The sequence below is a fragment of the Paenibacillus sp. UASWS1643 genome (assembly GCF_008693195.1).
Classification (GTDB): Bacteria; Bacillota; Bacilli; order Paenibacillales; family Paenibacillaceae; genus Paenibacillus; species Paenibacillus amylolyticus_B.
The window spans coordinates 1,839,288-1,854,855 of sequence record NZ_VXKZ01000115.1 but is presented as its reverse complement, the minus strand read 5'-3'; the positions used below and the strand labels follow the sequence as shown (position 1 = coordinate 1,854,855).

The following is a 15,568-nucleotide window of genomic DNA, read 5'->3' as shown; positions in this document are numbered from 1 at the left end:
AGTAAAGTACGGGGGGCGCTGACGTATGAAACCAAAAAAAGTGCCGCTGCGCAAATGTGTGGCATGCCAAGAAATGATGCCCAAAAAGCAGCTGATTCGCATTGTTAAAACGCCAGAGGATGAAGTGCTGATCGATTTGACTGGCAAAAAATCCGGACGTGGTGCCTATTTATGCGGCAAAGAGTCCTGTTTTAAGCTCGCACTCAAAAACCGGGCTTTGGATCGGGCGTTAAAAGGCAAAGTCTCACCTGAAATTTACGAGCAATTAGCAGCTGACTTCATCGCGGTTGAGAATGAATTCAAAGCAGCACAGGAGCGTGAACATGACTAATATTAAAACGCTGTCTTATTTGGGACTCTCTATGCGTGCAGGTAAACTTGTAACAGGTGAAGAAATTGTACTTAAAGCGATCCGTTCTTCCGAAGCTAAAATGGTTATTGTTGCGGGTGACGCCTCAGCCAATACACAAAAGAAATTTCGCGATAAATGCGGAACTTATAAGGTTCCTCTGTTGATCGGATTTGACCGGGATAGTCTGGGTTCAAGTATCGGTAAAGACACGCGTGTTGTTCTTGCAGTAACGGATCGAGGGTTTGCAAAAATGATCTCCAAGCAAGTCGGTATAATGTCGGAGGTGGAGTATATTGAGTAAACAGGAAAACAAGGATAAATTGCGAGTTTATGAATATGCGAAGTCCCTTAATATGAGTAGTAAAGAAATTATAACCATTCTTAAAAAGCTGGAAATTCCCGTAAACAATCATATGAGTGTCATGGAGAATGGTTCAGTCGGTAAGGTGGAACAATTTTTTAAAGATATAAAATCCACTGCTGCTTCGAAACAAGGCAACGATGCAAAACCAGTTGCTACTTCGGCAGTGCGCAGTGACAAACCAGTGGACAGCAACAAGCCGGCCGGCGGAGTGAACACGCCGAAGAGCAGTAACCCATCCGGTAGTCCCGTACAAACAAAAATACAACAGGAAAAGCAGGTAGGTATGAACAATAGACCAAATTCCAACAATAACAATGGCACCCAAAGACCCAGCGGCCAAGACAGCCGCAACAGAACGAACTCTTCCCAAGGCTCAAGCCAAGGAGGACAATCAACTAACCGCCCAAGACCAGCTCAAGGTGGACAAAGCAGTACTGCATCCCGTCCGCAAGGATCGGGTCAACGTCCGAATAACAGCGGTGGCGGTCAAGTAAGAACTTCAGGACCTAATAGCGGTGGTAATACAGGTACTGCTGGCAACCGTAGCGGTGGCCAAGGTCAGAGCCAAGGACAAGGCCAACGTCGAAGCGGCCCAGGTGGTACTACTGGCAGCAACAACAACAGTGGTAACCGTTCGAACAGCGGTGGCGGTGGACGTCGTTATGATGACAACCGTGGCGGTAACTTCCGTGGTAACCGTGGTGGCAAGAACAACCGCAACAGAAATCAACAACAGTACCAACAACGTGAGAAAATTGATAACACACCTAAGAAAATCATCGTTCGTGGTGATATGACTGTAGGTGAAACAGCGAAGTTGCTCCATAAGGATGCTTCCGAAGTTATCAAAAAGCTCATCGCTATGGGCGTTATGGCAACAATCAACCAAGAGCTTGATATCGAAACGATCCTTCTGCTTTCAGGTGAATTCGGTGTTGAGGTTGAAGTGAAGATTGTGCTTGAAGATGACCGTTTTGAAACACTGGAAGAGAATGATGATGCTGCTGACTTGCAAGCTCGTCCTCCGGTAGTTACAATCATGGGTCACGTTGACCATGGTAAAACAACTTTGCTGGATGCCATTCGTTCCACGAATGTAACAGGCGGCGAAGCAGGCGGAATCACGCAACATATTGGTGCATACCAAGTCGAAATCAACAACAAAAAAATTACGTTCCTGGATACTCCGGGTCATGAAGCGTTTACAGCGATGCGTGCACGTGGAGCACAGGTTACGGATATTACAATTATTGTTGTAGCTGCCGATGACGGTGTTATGCCACAAACGGTTGAGGCAATTAACCATGCCAAAGCTGCGGGGCTTCCAATTATCGTGGCTGTCAATAAAATTGACAAACCGGGCGCTGATCCGGATAAAGTAAAACAAGAATTGACTAACTATGAACTCGTTCCGGAAGAGTGGGGCGGAGATACCATCTTTGTTAACGTATCAGCAAAACAAAGAATGGGTCTGGAAGGTCTGCTTGAAATGATTCTGCTCGTTGCAGAAGTGAACGAATACAAAGCGAACCCGGACAAACGTGCCCGTGGTACAGTGATTGAAGCCGAGCTGGATAAAGGACGTGGCCCAGTTGCACGTATCCTCGTACAGCACGGTACATTGAAAGTCGGCGATGCTTTCGTAGCAGGTAACTGCTTCGGTCGTGTCCGTGCGATGGTCAATGACAAAGGTCGTCGTCTGAAAGAGGCTGGACCTTCAACACCTGTAGAAATCACAGGTTTGACTGAAGTTCCAGGTGCGGGAGATCCATTCATGGTGTTTGAAGATGAGCGCAAAGCGCGTTCCATCGCTGACAAACGTGCGATTACCCAACGTGAATCCGATCTGGGTACACATACTCGCGTAACGTTGGATGATCTGTTCCAGCACATCAAAGATGGCGAGATCAAAGATCTGAACGTAATCATCAAAGGTGACGTACAAGGTTCGGTTGAAGCATTGAAAGGTTCCCTTGCGAAGATCGAAGTTGAAGGTGTACGCGTGAAAATCATTCATAGCGGCGCTGGTGCAATCACTGAGTCCGACATCATTTTGGCGGCAGCATCCAATGCCATCGTGATTGGTTTCAACGTTCGTCCTGATAACCAGGCGAAAGCAACTGCAGATCAAGAGCAAGTAGACATTCGTCTGCATCGCGTAATCTACAGTGTTATCGAAGAAATTGAACAAGCGATGAAAGGTATGCTTGATCCGATCTACAAAGAAAAAGTTATCGGTCATGCTGAAGTTCGGAGCACGTTCTCCATCAGTAAAGTGGGTACCATCGCTGGTTGTATGGTTACCTCGGGTAAAATTACGCGTTCTGCGGAAGCACGCCTGATTCGTGATGGCATTGTCCTTTACGAAGGTAAGCTGGATTCCCTGAAACGTTATAAAGATGATGCCAAAGAAGTAGCACAAGGTTACGAGTGCGGTATCACACTTGATAAATATAATGATCTCAAAGAAGGCGACGTTATCGAAGCTTTCATTATGGAGACAGTACAACGATAAGCAAGGAAGCATGAGGTGAACAACGATGGCTAAGATTCGTACAGGTAGAGTGGGCGAGCAAATCAAGAAAGAAATCAGTCTGCTCATCCAGTCTGAACTGAAAGATCCACGTATCGGCTTTATTACGGTAACGGGAGTCGAAGTGACAGGAGACTTGTCGCAAGCCAAAGTTTATCTGAGTGTCTTCGGTGAACAGGAACAAAAAGATAACACGCTCAAAGCTCTGGCAAAAGCAAATGGATTTTTGCGTTCCGAGCTGGGTAAACGTATCCGGTTCCGGCATGTTCCCGAATTGATATTTAAGATTGATGAATCCATCGCTTATGGCAGCCGAATTGAGAAGCTGCTTGGCGATATTGGTTCCGACAAGAACGAATCCCAGTAACAGAATAGAGGAGACGGCAATGCACACTTATGAACAGGCGCTCCAGGCCGGAAAGCAATTTCTGCTGGAGCATGATGATTACCTGGTCGTGTCGCATGTACAGCCGGACGGTGACGCAGTCAGCTCGACGGTAACGGTGGGCTGGCTGCTGTCATGTCTGGGTAAGACATTCACGATGATTAATGAAGGCGAAATCCCCGGGCGAATGCAATTTTTGTGGGAAGCAGGCAACATTGTGAACATGACCGAACAACCACTGCAGCGAAAATATAAAGCTGTTATCTGTGTGGACTGTGCAGACTTTGCCAGGGTAGGTTTGACACGTCATTATTTCGAAGACGATGCTGTTATTTTGAATATTGATCATCATCCTACAAATGACGGTTATGGTACAGTCAACATCATTAAGTCAGATGCTGCTGCAACGGCTGAAATTTTGTTCGATTTTCTTAACCTGTTCCAAGTTACATGGGATAAAGATGTTGCGACGGCAGTTTATACAGGATTGCTTACCGATACAGGTGGGTTCCGTTATGCCAACACCAGTCCAAATGTAATGACAACGGCATCCAGACTGCTTGAACATGGCGTGGATGGACCCTATCTCGCCCAGACTTTGTTGGAGCAGGTGACTCTTCCACAAGTTCGGATTTTGAATCAGGCACTATCAAGCCTGCGGATGACAGATGATGGAAAGATAGCCTGGGTTGTTATTACACCAGATGATATGGTCGCTTGTGGAGCAGCTAATGAAGATCTTGAAGGGGTGGTGAACTATCCGCGCAACATTCAGGGCGTGGAAGTTGGTATCTTTTTCAAAGTCATCAACGAGAATGCAGTCAAGGTTTCTTTGCGTTCAGCTGGTAAGATTGATGTTGCTGCACTAGCACAGACCTTTGGCGGAGGCGGGCATGTGCTCGCAGCCGGATGTCGTCTGGAAGGCAGATTTGATGATATTGTCGCAAAAGTACTGAAGCAGGTGAATTCACAATGGTAAAGCCATTTGAAGGTGTACTTCCGGTATATAAACCGGCGGGATTTACTTCTCATGATGTTGTAGCCAAAATGCGTCGCATTCTCAAAATGAAGCGCATTGGCCATACGGGCACACTTGACCCACAAGTTACAGGCGTTCTGCCGCTCTGTCTTGGACGGGCGACACGTGTGGTGGAGTACATGCAGGAGCTTCCGAAGGAATATCTGGCTACGCTTAGATTGGGACTGTCTACTGACACAGAGGATATGACAGGGGAAGTCATTGAGCGGGCTGAAACGACTGTGGAAGTAACACAGGAACAGGTTCAACAGGTGCTTGAGCAGTTTCTGGGCACGATCTCACAGGTACCACCTATGTATTCTGCGGTAAAGGTAGACGGCAAACGTCTTTATGAGCTTGCTCGTGAAGGTAAGACGGTAGAGCGTAAGAGCCGTGAGGTCACAATCTATGAGCTCGAACTTACAGGAATTGAGACTCAGGGTGAGACCACCGATATATCCTTCCGGGCCTTATGTTCAAAAGGTACCTATATTCGGACATTGTGTGTAGACATCGGCCGACAACTCGGATATCCATCGACCATGGTTCGACTGGAGCGTACGATATCGGCAGGTATCTCTGCAGATCGTTGTCTTCGTATTGAAGAAGTGGAACAACTTATGGCTGATGGGACTTTGGCGGAGGCGCTGATTCCTGTTGACGAGGCTATTGCTTCGATTCCGGCCCACAAGGTTGGAGAAGAACAGGCCAAAGGAGCACTTCAAGGTCAGAAACTGTCTGCACGTCTTCTGGAACCCCCTGTAGAGCAACCTGGTTTGTTACGGTTGTATGCTCAGGATGATACGTTTCTGGGGATATTTGAACGGGATGAACTAAAACCAACGGTGAGGGCAGTTAAAGTCTTTTTGCCGGAATAAAGAGGTCTCGGGCTTGAAGCTGTTGTGGTGATGCTCAAGCTTGGCCTATCTAGTGAAATGCAGGTGAATGATTGTGAAAACCGTAATGCTAACCTATCCGCAGACGTTACATTCGACTGAGCTGAGCACACTTCCGCAAGTGCTTGCGATTGGTCAATTCGACGGACTGCATCTCGGACATGCAAGTGTCATTTTATCAGCTGTCCGCATTGCGCGGGAAACGGGCATGCAGGCAGCGGTCATGACCTTTCATCCACATCCGAAGGAAGTTATGCGCAAAGGGGATTACGAGGGTTATTTAACTCCCTTGAGAGATAAAGAAGACATCTTGGCAGGAATGGGCGTTGATGTACTTTATGTGGTGGAGTTCAATGAAGATTTCTCCCGGTTGACGCCACAACAATTCGTACAGGACCTGTTGATTCCTCTTCAGACACGAACAGCAGTGGTGGGTTTTGACTTCCGTTTCGGTCATAAGGGTGCAGGGGATGAACAGCTTCTTCGTACTTTGGGAGAAGGAGAGATGACGGTGGAGACCGTTCCTCCATTCCTTTTAAATGGTGAAAAAGTGAGCAGCTCTCTCATTCGTGGCCTGTTGAAGCGTGGGGAGATAGATGAAGCCAGTCAGTGGCTTGGCCGACCTTACAGCATCAGAGGAACCGTCATTCACGGGGAGAAGCGTGGACGAACGATTGGATTTCCTACAGCCAACCTTGAACTCACGGATCATTACGTTACCCCATCGAAGGGTGTTTACGCTGTTCGTGTGCAGTATGGCGAACAGGAACTGCACGGCGTAATGAATCTCGGTGTGAAACCTACGTTTCACGAAAGCGGGATGAAACCTACGTTTGAAGTGCACCTGCTTGATTTTGACGGACACTTGTATGACCAGGAACTAAAGGTTGAGCTCGTTCACTATATTCGTGCAGAACGAAAGTTTGACTCCATTGATGCATTGATTAGCCAGATTCGTGAAGATGCATTAACTGCCGGCCGCCTGTTATCTTAAAGGTTCTGGATTAAATGCATGTTTACATTTACTTTAACTAGGCAATTATGATATACTGTACTACGTTGTCGATTGAGACAACATTAACCTTGGCTTGGTTGCTTGCTCTCACCGGCGGTGACGAGGCTAATGGCGATTATATTGAAGGAGGTGAACAGGATGGCATTGACTCAAGAACGTAAACAACAACTGATCGACGAGCACAAAACTCACGAGTCCGATACAGGATCTCCAGAGGTGCAAGTTGCTATCCTTACGGAAAACATCAGAAGTTTGACAGACCACTTGCGTACGCATAAGAAAGACCACCACTCACGTCGTGGACTTTTGAAAATGGTAGGTCAACGTCGTAAGCTTTTGGCTTACGTGAAAAACAAAGATGTTAAACGTTACAGCGCACTGATCGAAAAACTCGGATTGCGTCGTTAATTATCGTACATGTTTTCAAAACCAACCTGGCTGTTATCCGTCATTCTTTTGTCTAAAAGGACAAGCGGAACTTACAGCCGGGTTGTTTTGTAGATGAACATGTTGCCATATATTTGTAGATGGGGCTCCGTGAGGAGCTTTTGTTGTGCAGGTTAGCATGTTGAAAGTTCCATACATAGCTAATGAATGCAGGACAAGCAGGAAATACTGTGAATATGCAGAATCCATTGAATTAGGAACGAACAAAAGGAGGGGTTTCATGGAACAGCGTGTTGAAATGCAGCTTGGTGGAAGAAAGCTTACGTTTGAGACCGGGCGTTTGGCCAAGCAGGCTAATGCTGCCGTTAAGGTAACATACGGGGATACCGTGGTATTGTGTACCGTGACAGCATCAAGTGAGCCGAAAGATTTGGACTTTTTCCCATTAACAGTGAACTATGAAGAAAGATTGTACGCCGTAGGTAAAATTCCGGGTGGATTTATTAAACGTGAAGGCAGACCGAGTGAGAAAGCTATTCTTTCAAGCCGTCTGACAGACCGTCCAATTCGTCCATTGTTCCCGGAAGGCTTCCGGAATGATGTACAAGTTCTGAATATCGTTATGAGTGTGGACCAGGATTGCGAACCGCAAATCGCTGCAATGATCGGTACATCAGCAGCATTGAGCATTTCGGATGTTCCATTCAGCGGACCGATTGGTGGCGTGAAAGTTGGACGTATTGATGGCGAGTTCATCATTAACCCAACGATTGCACAGCTTGAAGTCAGTGAACTTGAGCTGGTGGTTGCAGGAACCAAGGATGCCATCATGATGGTTGAGGCTGAAGCAAACGAATTACCGGAAGAAGTAATGCTTGAAGCAATCATGTTTGGACATGACGAGATCAAAAACATTGTTGCGGTAATCGAACAACTCGTGCAAGTTGCTGGTAAAGAAAAAATGGCTGTTAAGTTGCATGCCGTTAATGCTGAAGTCAACAGCAGTGTGCGTGATTTCGCAAGTGCTCGTCTGGTTGAAGCCGTTAAAATTGCCGAGAAGCATGCTCGTCAAGATGCAATCGATCTAGTGAATGACGAAACTGTTGCTCACTTTGAAGAGAAATATATTGAAAGTCCTGAATTGCTTAAAGACGTGAAGGAAGTCCTGCACGATATCGTTAAAGAAGAAGTGCGCCGTCTGATCACACATGATAAAGTTCGTCCGGATGGACGTGGACTTGCTGAGATTCGTCCAATTGAATGTGATACTTCCCTGCTGCCACGTACGCACGGTTCAGGTTTGTTCACACGTGGACAAACTCAAGCACTTAGCATCTGTACCCTTGGTGCACTGGGCGATGTTCAGATTTTGGACGGAATCAGCCTTGAAGAAACGAAACGTTTCATGCATCACTATAATTTCCCACCATTCAGCGTAGGTGAAGCTCGTCCATTACGTGCTCCAGGCCGTCGCGAAATCGGACATGGTGCTCTGGGTGAGCGTGCGCTTTCCAAAGTCATCCCTTCCGAAACAGACTTCCCATACACGATTCGTCTCGTATCTGAAGTTCTGGAATCCAACGGTTCAACTTCCCAGGCAAGTATCTGTGCCAGCACACTAGCTATGATGGATGCAGGTGTACCAATCAAAGCTCCAGTTGCGGGTGTAGCTATGGGTCTGATCAAAGATGGAGATCATGTATCCATTCTGAGTGATATTCAAGGTATGGAAGATCACCTCGGTGATATGGACTTCAAAGTAGCCGGAACACCTGAAGGTGTAACTGCGATTCAAATGGACATCAAAATTGATGGTATTGATCGTCAAATTTTGTCTGAAGCATTGGCTCAAGCCAAAGAAGGTCGTTTGCACATCTTGAGCAAAATGACTGAAGTGATGAATACGCCACGTGAGCAGTTATCACAATATGCACCTAAAATTACAACGATGCATATCAATCCGGACAAAATCCGTGATGTGATCGGTGCAGGTGGTAAAATTATCAATAAAATCATCGAAGAAACCGGTGTTAAAATTGATATTGAACAGGATGGACGTGTCTTTATCGCTTCTTCCAACCAGGAGATGAATGATAAAGCCAAAGCGATCATCGAAGGTATTGTGCGCGAAGTATTGGTCGGCGAGATTTATGTTGGCAAAGTAAAACGCGTAGAGAAATTCGGTGCATTCGTTGAAGTACTTCCGAACAAAGAAGGTCTGGTACACATCTCGCAACTGTCAACTGAACGTGTTGCCAAAGTGGAAGATGTTGTAGCTATCGGTGATTCCATTACGGTAAAAGTAACGGAAATTGACCCACAAGGTCGAATCAATTTGTCCCGTAAAGCAGTTTTGACTGCTGAAGCTCCGGCTCAATCCTAGGATACCGAATCGACAGGTTATAAATGAATAGATTGAATGAAGAGACAGAATGTGAATTTCTGGCTCTTTTTTTAACGTTTAAATATGTAAAGCAAGGATGAAACCATGGCTTAGCATTCATATTTTTGCCCTTGTCCTCATATGATGGGGACAAAGACGGCGGGAGGATGGAGCTGTGGGAAACCAATCCAAAAAGCTGGCGGCTGTTCTGGCGGGTGTGACTGCGGTCATATTGATCGGACAAGTTGGCAGTGTACGTACATACATTACGGAGATCCGTGATGGGCCAGGTACGCAAAATGCTTTTGACATGTTTAAGGAGGCAACTGGAGAAGATGCACTGTTGTCTGCGATTCGGGATAAAGCGGCTGAAACGAAAATTGCTCCGGTGAATGCCAGAGTGGATCGGGTATGGAAAGCGATTCCTGGTTATAATGGCATTGAGATTGATGTGGAAGCGACATACCGTAAGGCGCTGAGTGGAACGTTGAATACCAAAATAGCGTATGTCTACCGTCAGATTGAGCCGGAGATTCAGCTTAAAGATTTGGGTGCACATCCGATCTATCGGGGTAATGCAAACAAACCGATGGTTTCTTTTATGATTAATGTAGCCTGGGGGAACGAGTACATTAAACCGATGCTGGATACGCTTGATGCCGAGAAAGTGAAGGCTACTTTTTTTCTGGATGGAAGTTGGTTAAGCAAAAACGTTGAACTGGCCAAAGAAATTCAGAAACGTGGGCATGAGATGTCCAACCATGCATATTCTCACCCTAATATGAGTCGATTGAGCGCAGAACGGGCCAAGCTGGAAATTAGCAAAACCCAGGATCTGCTCCATAAAACACTGGGCGTAGAGAATCGTTGGTTTGCTCCGCCTTCCGGTGACTTTAATCAAAAGACCGTTGACATTGCTTCATCCATGGGACTGCAAACCGTGTTATGGACAGTAGATACTGTGGATTGGCGTAAGCCAAGCCCGGATGCCGTTGTTGCCAAAATTGCGAAAAATACCGAGGCAGGCACGTTAATTCTAATGCACCCTACAGCTGCTTCTTCGGGAGCTCTAAAGGGCATGATTCAATCCATACGGGCCAAAGGTTTGGTGCTCGGAACAGTAAGTGAGACGCTGTCTTCGGAACGTGTAAATACCTCTGCGGTTGAGTGAACGTTGTTTTTTTGTTAATATCAAACAGTTGGAACCAAATGTCGATTTCAATTTCAAGGTTGAGATCAAGGCAATTATAGAGATGTAGGAGGGCCACCATGAAAAAAATTCAGCTGGGCAATGGCCTCAGAGTTGTCATGGAACAGATACCGACCTGCCGTTCTGTGTCTTTCGGAATATGGGTCAAGACAGGTTCGCGCAATGAGCAACCTGCAAGTAACGGAGTATCACATTTTATTGAACACATGTTGTTCAAAGGAACAGATCGTTATGATGCCAAGGCGATTGCGGAGCAGTTCGATGCGATCGGTGGTAACGTGAACGCGTTCACTTCCAAAGAATACACGTGTTATTATGCTAAAGTGTTGGATGAACATTTGCCGATTGCGGTTGATGTATTGTCTGATATGTTTTTCCGCTCCAAAATGGATGATGGTGAATTGATCAAGGAGAAAAACGTCATTCTGGAAGAAATCTCGATGTATGAAGATACGCCTGATGATATGGTTCATGATCTGATGGCCTTGGCCGCCTATGGTGAGCATCCACTCGCATACCCAATCCTGGGTACGGAAGAACGTCTCAAAGCGATGGATTCCAGTCATCTGCGTGCATATATGAAGGAGCACTACACGATTGAGAACACAGTCATTAGTATCGCGGGTAATATTGATGACAGTGTAATCGATCTGATGGAGAAACATTTTGGTGCTTTTGATGTAAATGGAGTAACGGAAGCAGTCACGATGCCAGCCTTCCAAAGCGGACAGCTCTTTCACAAAAAGAAAACGGAACAGAATCATATCTGTATTTCGTTCCCGGGCTGTAAAATCGGAGATCCCCTGCAATTCGCTATGGTTGTTCTGAATAACGCCATTGGTGGAGGCATGAGCTCTAGACTGTTCCAAGAAATTCGTGAGAAACGGGGTCTTGCGTACTCCGTGTATTCCTATCATAGCTCTCATGCGGACAGCGGACTTTTCACGATATATGCGGGTACAGCACCGAAACAGACCAAAGAAGTGCTTGATCTGACCAAAGAGGTTCTGCGCGACCTGGCCGTAAACGGCTTGTCCGAAGATGAACTTCGTAAAGGAAAAGAACAGCTGAAAGGCAGCTTGATTCTGAGCTTGGAAAGCACAGGCAGTCGCATGAATCGTCTGGGTAAAAACGAACTCATGCTGGGCAGACACCATACGCTGGATGAGATGATCACCAAAATTGAGCAAGTTACCATGGACGATATTAACGCGGTACTTGATCTGATGTTTGCTGAACCTTTTGCACTTGCTATGGTTGGCGCTTCAGATAAGACGATCGCTGGATTAAGAAGGGATGATTTTGTTGCATTACGTTCAAATACAGAAACTGCCGGGCAATGAAGATATTAAACTGCCTCAAAAAATGTCGGAGCTGGCATCCGGCTTTGATGTAGTAGCTGCACTTCAGGAAGATGTTGTGTTGCAGCCGGGTCAGCGTACGCTGATTCCTACCGGACTTGCGATGGCAATGCCAGCTGGATTGGAAGCACAGATCCGTCCTCGGAGCGGACTGGCTTTCAAACATGGAATTACCTGCCTCAACACACCGGGGACCATTGATGCGGATTATCGCGGAGAAGTTAAAGTTCTGTTGATTAATCTGGGTCAGGAACCGTTCACGATTGTACGGGGAGAGCGCATCGCACAGATCGTCTTCCAGACCGTGCCTGCGGTTGAGTTGACGGAAGTGAATGAACTTTCGGAAACGGTACGCGGTGAAGGCGGATTCGGTCATACCGGGAAATAAGCAGCGTAAATATACCCATTCTTTAGAGTCGCCCCTGACAGGGGCGGCTCTTTTTTACATTCGAGAAACGGAAGGTGGAATGCAATTATTGTTTTCACCCCCCTGTGGGCCCCTGCATACGATAAGGCATACATGTGGTGAAAGGAGTGACGTCCCGATGCTGACCGGAGTCCGGATTGTAGTCCTGGGCGGAGATGCGCGGCAGCTTGAAGTCATTCAAAAGTGCGCTGAGCTGGATGCAACGGTAAGTGTGGTGGGTTTCGATAAAATAGAGCGTTCCATTCCAGGGATTGAGCACCAGGAACTGGAGGATGAAGTGTTTGCTTCCGCAGATGTACTGGTACTGCCTGTCGTCGGTTGCGATGACCTGGGAAAAGTAAGTACTTCATTCAGTGACACACCGATCTATTTGAAAAAGGAACATATTGCAGCATTACCTGAGCATTGTATTGTGTTCACAGGTATGGCAAAGCCGTTCTTGCGCGAACTTTGTCTTGAAAATGGGCTGCGACTTGTTGAAGTACTTGATCGTGATGATATTGCACTTTACAACTCTATTCCAACAGCTGAGGGAGCCATCGCCATAGCTATTCGGGAGACGGACTTCACAATCCATGGTTCGGAATGCATTGTGCTTGGCATTGGTCGAACAGGATTCACAATGGCCAAAACACTGCAGGGACTTGGAGCAAATGTACGGGTGGGAATCAGGCGGGAAGAGGATGCTGCCCGCGCTACAATAATGGGCTGGAAGCCTTTCATGACAACGGATTTGGCCGCTCAAACCGGGGAAGTTGACTTGCTTTTTAATACGATACCGACTATGATAATCACAGCACAAATCCTGTCCAGAATGCCGCAAAAGGCTGTCATTATCGACCTCGCATCCGCTCCTGGCGGCTGTGATTTCAGGTATGCCGACAAACGCGGTATCAAAGCGCTACTTGCGCCTGGCCTCCCCGGCATTGTTGCTCCCAAAACGGCTGGCGGCATTATTGCCGACGCGTTGATCCGTTTGCTTTTGGAAGAACAGAACGCACGGGAGGTTAAATCATGAACTGGCAGGGAAAAACGGTAGGTTATGCAATTACGGGTTCTCATTGTACGTTTGAAGAGGTTATGCCGGTAATTAGCCGCTTCGTAGCTGAAGGTGCCAACGTCATTCCGATTATTTCGAATTCGGTTCTGACGACGGATACACGCTTTGGTACGGCGCAAAATTGGCAAAAACAGTTGAAAGATATAACAGGTAATGATATCATTTCTACAATTGTTGAAGCGGAGCCATTAGGGCCTTCCAAGCTGCTTGATGTGCTGGTTATTGCTCCATGCACAGGGAATACAACAAGCAAGCTGGCTAATGCGATGACCGACAGTCCAGTGCTAATGGCAGCCAAAGCGCAGATGCGCAATCAGCGTCCGCTTGTGCTCGCGATTTCCACGAATGACGGTCTGGGCTTGAATGCTGCGAATATCGCCAAATTGCTCGTGGCTAAATACTTGTATTTTGTGCCATTTGGGCAAGACGATCCAGTGAAAAAACCAAACTCGTTAGTCGCCAAAATGGAATTGATTCCAGAGGCTTGCTGGAGTGCTCTTGAGGGCAAACAGTTGCAGCCGATGATTGTGGAGCGTTCTTCACAGGCTTGATGGAACAATGATTCGGTGACAACGTTTATGCGCTTGGAGAAATGAAGAAGGGTTCGAGAGACAAAGAAAATCATGGGGGACGATATGCTGGATTGAACAGCTACTATGTCCACGTTCCTGTCTATAAGGCATTCCTGCTTGCGGGCAGTACAGGTTAAGCAAGCGGGAGAGGTCTATTGTGAATGTATGCGTCATGACCTCGATAACAACCGCGACCTTTGATTTGCGATTGTCCCAGACAATTACAAAAAAAACAAGGAGCGGCATGGAATGCCGTATAAAATGCTGAAATTATCGCATCAGAACGCTCCCTAGAGTGATCCATTTGTTGATTTGACCCGTGTCCAGTCTTCTTGCGTACACAAATGGAGGAATAAAGATGCGTATCATGGTACAGAAATTCGGAGGCACGTCTCTCTCCACTGTTCAGGCGAGAGAGCATGTGCTCCGTCACGTTAAACGTGAACTTGAAGCAGGATTGAGTCTGGTCATCGTTGTGTCTGCGATGGGACGCCGCGGCGAGCCATATGCGACTGATACGTTGCTGGACTGGGCTGCACAGAACGGAAACGCACTATCCGCACGCGAAAAGGATTTACTGCTGTGCTGTGGTGAAATCATATCTGCGACAACGTTGAGCAGTTTACTCGAACATGAAGGCATTCCAACTACAGTGCTGACCGGTGCACAAGCAGGTTTTGTGACGGACGACAATTTCGGGAATGCCCGGATATTGGATGTCCGTCCTGTTCGTGTGTTGGAGCAGCTTCAGCTCGGCCGTGTCGTTGTTGTAACCGGATTCCAGGGGCAGACAGAGAACGGAGACTTCACGACACTGGGTCGTGGGGGAAGCGATACGTCTGCTACAGCTCTGGGTGCAGCATTACGTGCTGAAATGGTGGATATCTACACAGATGTGAACGGGATACTTACCGCTGATCCGCGAATTGTTGAGGATGCACGTCCACTGACTGTTGTGAGTTATGCAGAGATCTGTAACATGGCCCACCACGGGGCCAAGGTAATCCATCCACGTGCGGTTGAGATTGCGATGCAATCCCAGATTCCAGTACGGGTAAGATCTACTTTTGCAGACACGGAAGGAACGCTGGTTACGCATCCGGAAGGATTCCAGGATGTGCAGACAGGCATTGTTGACCGTTATGTAACAGGCATCGCCTACGTGAGCAATGTAACGCAAATTACGGTGGATGTGCCTGGTGGTGCAGATCGATTGCAACTAAAAGTGTTCAAAACCATGGCTGAGAATTCAATCAGCGTTGATTTTATTAATGTTACCCCCTCGGGAGTTGTCTATACGGTTTTTGACAGTGATTCCGAGAAAGCCATACAGGTATTGCAGGAGATAGGTCTCAAGCCACAAAGCCTGTCCGGTTGTGCCAAAGTGTCCGTCATTGGCGGAGGCATTAATGGTGTACCTGGAATCATGGCTCGAATCGTGGAGTCCTTGACACTGGCAGACATTCAGATCCTGCAATCGGCAGATTCGAATACAACGATCTGGGTACTCGTAAAAAAAGAAGATATGGTTCAGGCCCTGAGGGCACTTCACGCCTCATTCGAACTTCATTTGTAAATAACTGAAGTTAGAGGAGCCAAACCTGT

Annotated in this window: 16 protein-coding genes; all 16 read left to right on the top strand. The window is 47.0% G+C overall.

Annotated elements, in window-relative coordinates:
- Positions 1 to 25: 25 nt before the first annotated feature.
- The 16 genes from rnpM (at position 26) to dapG (ending at position 15,539) form a co-directional block, all read left to right on the top strand.
- A complete protein-coding gene (gene rnpM, locus FE296_RS32275) occupies positions 26 to 331 on the top strand; it encodes an RNase P modulator RnpM (protein ID WP_124114088.1) in 306 nt (101 codons plus the stop codon).
- On the top strand, positions 324 to 653 hold the full coding sequence (locus tag FE296_RS32270) for a L7Ae/L30e/S12e/Gadd45 family ribosomal protein (protein ID WP_017689142.1): 330 nt from the start codon (positions 324 to 326) through the stop codon (positions 651 to 653). The genes rnpM and FE296_RS32270 overlap by 8 nt, the downstream gene beginning before the upstream one ends.
- Positions 646 to 3,231, top strand: a complete 2,586-nt coding sequence (gene infB, locus FE296_RS32265) for a translation initiation factor IF-2 (RefSeq protein WP_091031850.1) — start codon at positions 646 to 648, stop codon at positions 3,229 to 3,231. The genes FE296_RS32270 and infB overlap by 8 nt, the downstream gene beginning before the upstream one ends.
- 25 nt (positions 3,232 to 3,256) lie before the next feature.
- Complete coding sequence (rbfA, locus tag FE296_RS32260) at positions 3,257 to 3,616, top strand: 30S ribosome-binding factor RbfA (RefSeq protein WP_017689140.1); 360 nt, start codon at positions 3,257 to 3,259, stop codon at positions 3,614 to 3,616.
- Positions 3,617 to 3,635: 19 nt separating this feature from the next.
- Positions 3,636 to 4,613, top strand: coding sequence for a DHH family phosphoesterase (locus tag FE296_RS32255; protein ID WP_124114089.1), 978 nt, complete (start codon positions 3,636 to 3,638; stop codon positions 4,611 to 4,613).
- A complete protein-coding gene (gene truB / locus FE296_RS32250; RefSeq protein ID WP_124114090.1) occupies positions 4,607 to 5,530 on the top strand; it encodes a tRNA pseudouridine(55) synthase TruB in 924 nt (307 codons plus the stop codon). The genes FE296_RS32255 and truB overlap by 7 nt, the downstream gene beginning before the upstream one ends.
- Positions 5,531 to 5,603: 73 nt before the next feature.
- The gene (locus FE296_RS32245; protein WP_411860613.1) at positions 5,604 to 6,542 is read left to right on the top strand and encodes a bifunctional riboflavin kinase/FAD synthetase; all 939 of its coding nucleotides are present in this window, start codon (positions 5,604 to 5,606) and stop codon (positions 6,540 to 6,542) included.
- Positions 6,543 to 6,589: 47 nt separating this feature from the next.
- Positions 6,590 to 6,724 carry a hypothetical protein gene (locus FE296_RS33885; protein WP_256719971.1) on the top strand — a complete coding sequence of 45 codons (135 nt, stop codon included), beginning with the start codon at positions 6,590 to 6,592 and terminating at the stop codon, positions 6,722 to 6,724.
- Entirely contained in the window at positions 6,702 to 6,971 is a 270-nt protein-coding gene (gene rpsO, locus FE296_RS32240) for a 30S ribosomal protein S15 (protein WP_056700672.1), read from the top strand. The genes FE296_RS33885 and rpsO overlap by 23 nt, the downstream gene beginning before the upstream one ends.
- Positions 6,972 to 7,230: 259 nt before the next feature.
- Positions 7,231 to 9,333: a polyribonucleotide nucleotidyltransferase gene (pnp, locus tag FE296_RS32235; protein ID WP_091031843.1), complete on the top strand. Its 2,103-nt coding sequence runs from the start codon at positions 7,231 to 7,233 to the stop codon at positions 9,331 to 9,333.
- Between the two features lie 175 nt (positions 9,334 to 9,508).
- Positions 9,509 to 10,504, top strand: a complete 996-nt coding sequence (locus FE296_RS32230; RefSeq protein WP_124114091.1) for a polysaccharide deacetylase family protein — start codon at positions 9,509 to 9,511, stop codon at positions 10,502 to 10,504.
- Positions 10,505 to 10,602: 98 nt separating this feature from the next.
- Positions 10,603 to 11,886 carry a M16 family metallopeptidase gene (locus tag FE296_RS32225; RefSeq protein WP_062833834.1) on the top strand — a complete coding sequence of 428 codons (1,284 nt, stop codon included), beginning with the start codon at positions 10,603 to 10,605 and terminating at the stop codon, positions 11,884 to 11,886.
- Positions 11,846 to 12,292 (top strand): dUTP diphosphatase, encoded by a 447-nt coding sequence (dut, locus tag FE296_RS32220; protein ID WP_017689132.1) that lies wholly within the window; start codon positions 11,846 to 11,848, stop codon positions 12,290 to 12,292. Before FE296_RS32225 ends, dut begins: the two co-directional genes overlap by 41 nt.
- 157 nt (positions 12,293 to 12,449) lie before the next feature.
- Positions 12,450 to 13,349, top strand: a complete 900-nt coding sequence (gene dpsA, locus FE296_RS32215) for a dipicolinate synthase subunit DpsA (RefSeq protein ID WP_124114092.1) — start codon at positions 12,450 to 12,452, stop codon at positions 13,347 to 13,349.
- Complete coding sequence (locus tag FE296_RS32210; RefSeq protein WP_062833836.1) at positions 13,346 to 13,942, top strand: dipicolinate synthase subunit B; 597 nt, start codon at positions 13,346 to 13,348, stop codon at positions 13,940 to 13,942. Before dpsA ends, FE296_RS32210 begins: the two co-directional genes overlap by 4 nt.
- A gap of 379 nt (positions 13,943 to 14,321) precedes the next feature.
- Positions 14,322 to 15,539: an aspartate kinase gene (dapG, locus tag FE296_RS32205; RefSeq protein ID WP_017689129.1), complete on the top strand. Its 1,218-nt coding sequence runs from the start codon at positions 14,322 to 14,324 to the stop codon at positions 15,537 to 15,539.
- Positions 15,540 to 15,568: the final 29 nt, after the last annotated feature.

Bases quoted from the DNA above. Each gene is read 5' to 3' on its own strand.
- truB (WP_124114090.1), top strand. From the start codon at position 4,607: ATGGTAAAGCCATTTGAAGGTGTACTTCCGGTATATAAACCGGCGGGA.
- pnp (WP_091031843.1), top strand. From the start codon at position 7,231: ATGGAACAGCGTGTTGAAATGCAGCTTGGTGGAAGAAAGCTTACGTTT.
- FE296_RS32225 (WP_062833834.1), top strand. From the start codon at position 10,603: ATGAAAAAAATTCAGCTGGGCAATGGCCTCAGAGTTGTCATGGAACAG.
- FE296_RS32210 (WP_062833836.1), top strand. From the start codon at position 13,346: ATGAACTGGCAGGGAAAAACGGTAGGTTATGCAATTACGGGTTCTCAT.
- FE296_RS32270 (WP_017689142.1), top strand. From the start codon at position 324: ATGACTAATATTAAAACGCTGTCTTATTTGGGACTCTCTATGCGTGCA.
- FE296_RS33885 (WP_256719971.1), top strand. From the start codon at position 6,590: ATGATATACTGTACTACGTTGTCGATTGAGACAACATTAACCTTGGCT.
- dapG (WP_017689129.1), top strand. From the start codon at position 14,322: ATGCGTATCATGGTACAGAAATTCGGAGGCACGTCTCTCTCCACTGTT.
- rpsO (WP_056700672.1), top strand. From the start codon at position 6,702: ATGGCATTGACTCAAGAACGTAAACAACAACTGATCGACGAGCACAAA.
- FE296_RS32255 (WP_124114089.1), top strand. From the start codon at position 3,636: ATGCACACTTATGAACAGGCGCTCCAGGCCGGAAAGCAATTTCTGCTG.
- rbfA (WP_017689140.1), top strand. From the start codon at position 3,257: ATGGCTAAGATTCGTACAGGTAGAGTGGGCGAGCAAATCAAGAAAGAA.
- dpsA (WP_124114092.1), top strand. From the start codon at position 12,450: ATGCTGACCGGAGTCCGGATTGTAGTCCTGGGCGGAGATGCGCGGCAG.
- rnpM (WP_124114088.1), top strand. From the start codon at position 26: ATGAAACCAAAAAAAGTGCCGCTGCGCAAATGTGTGGCATGCCAAGAA.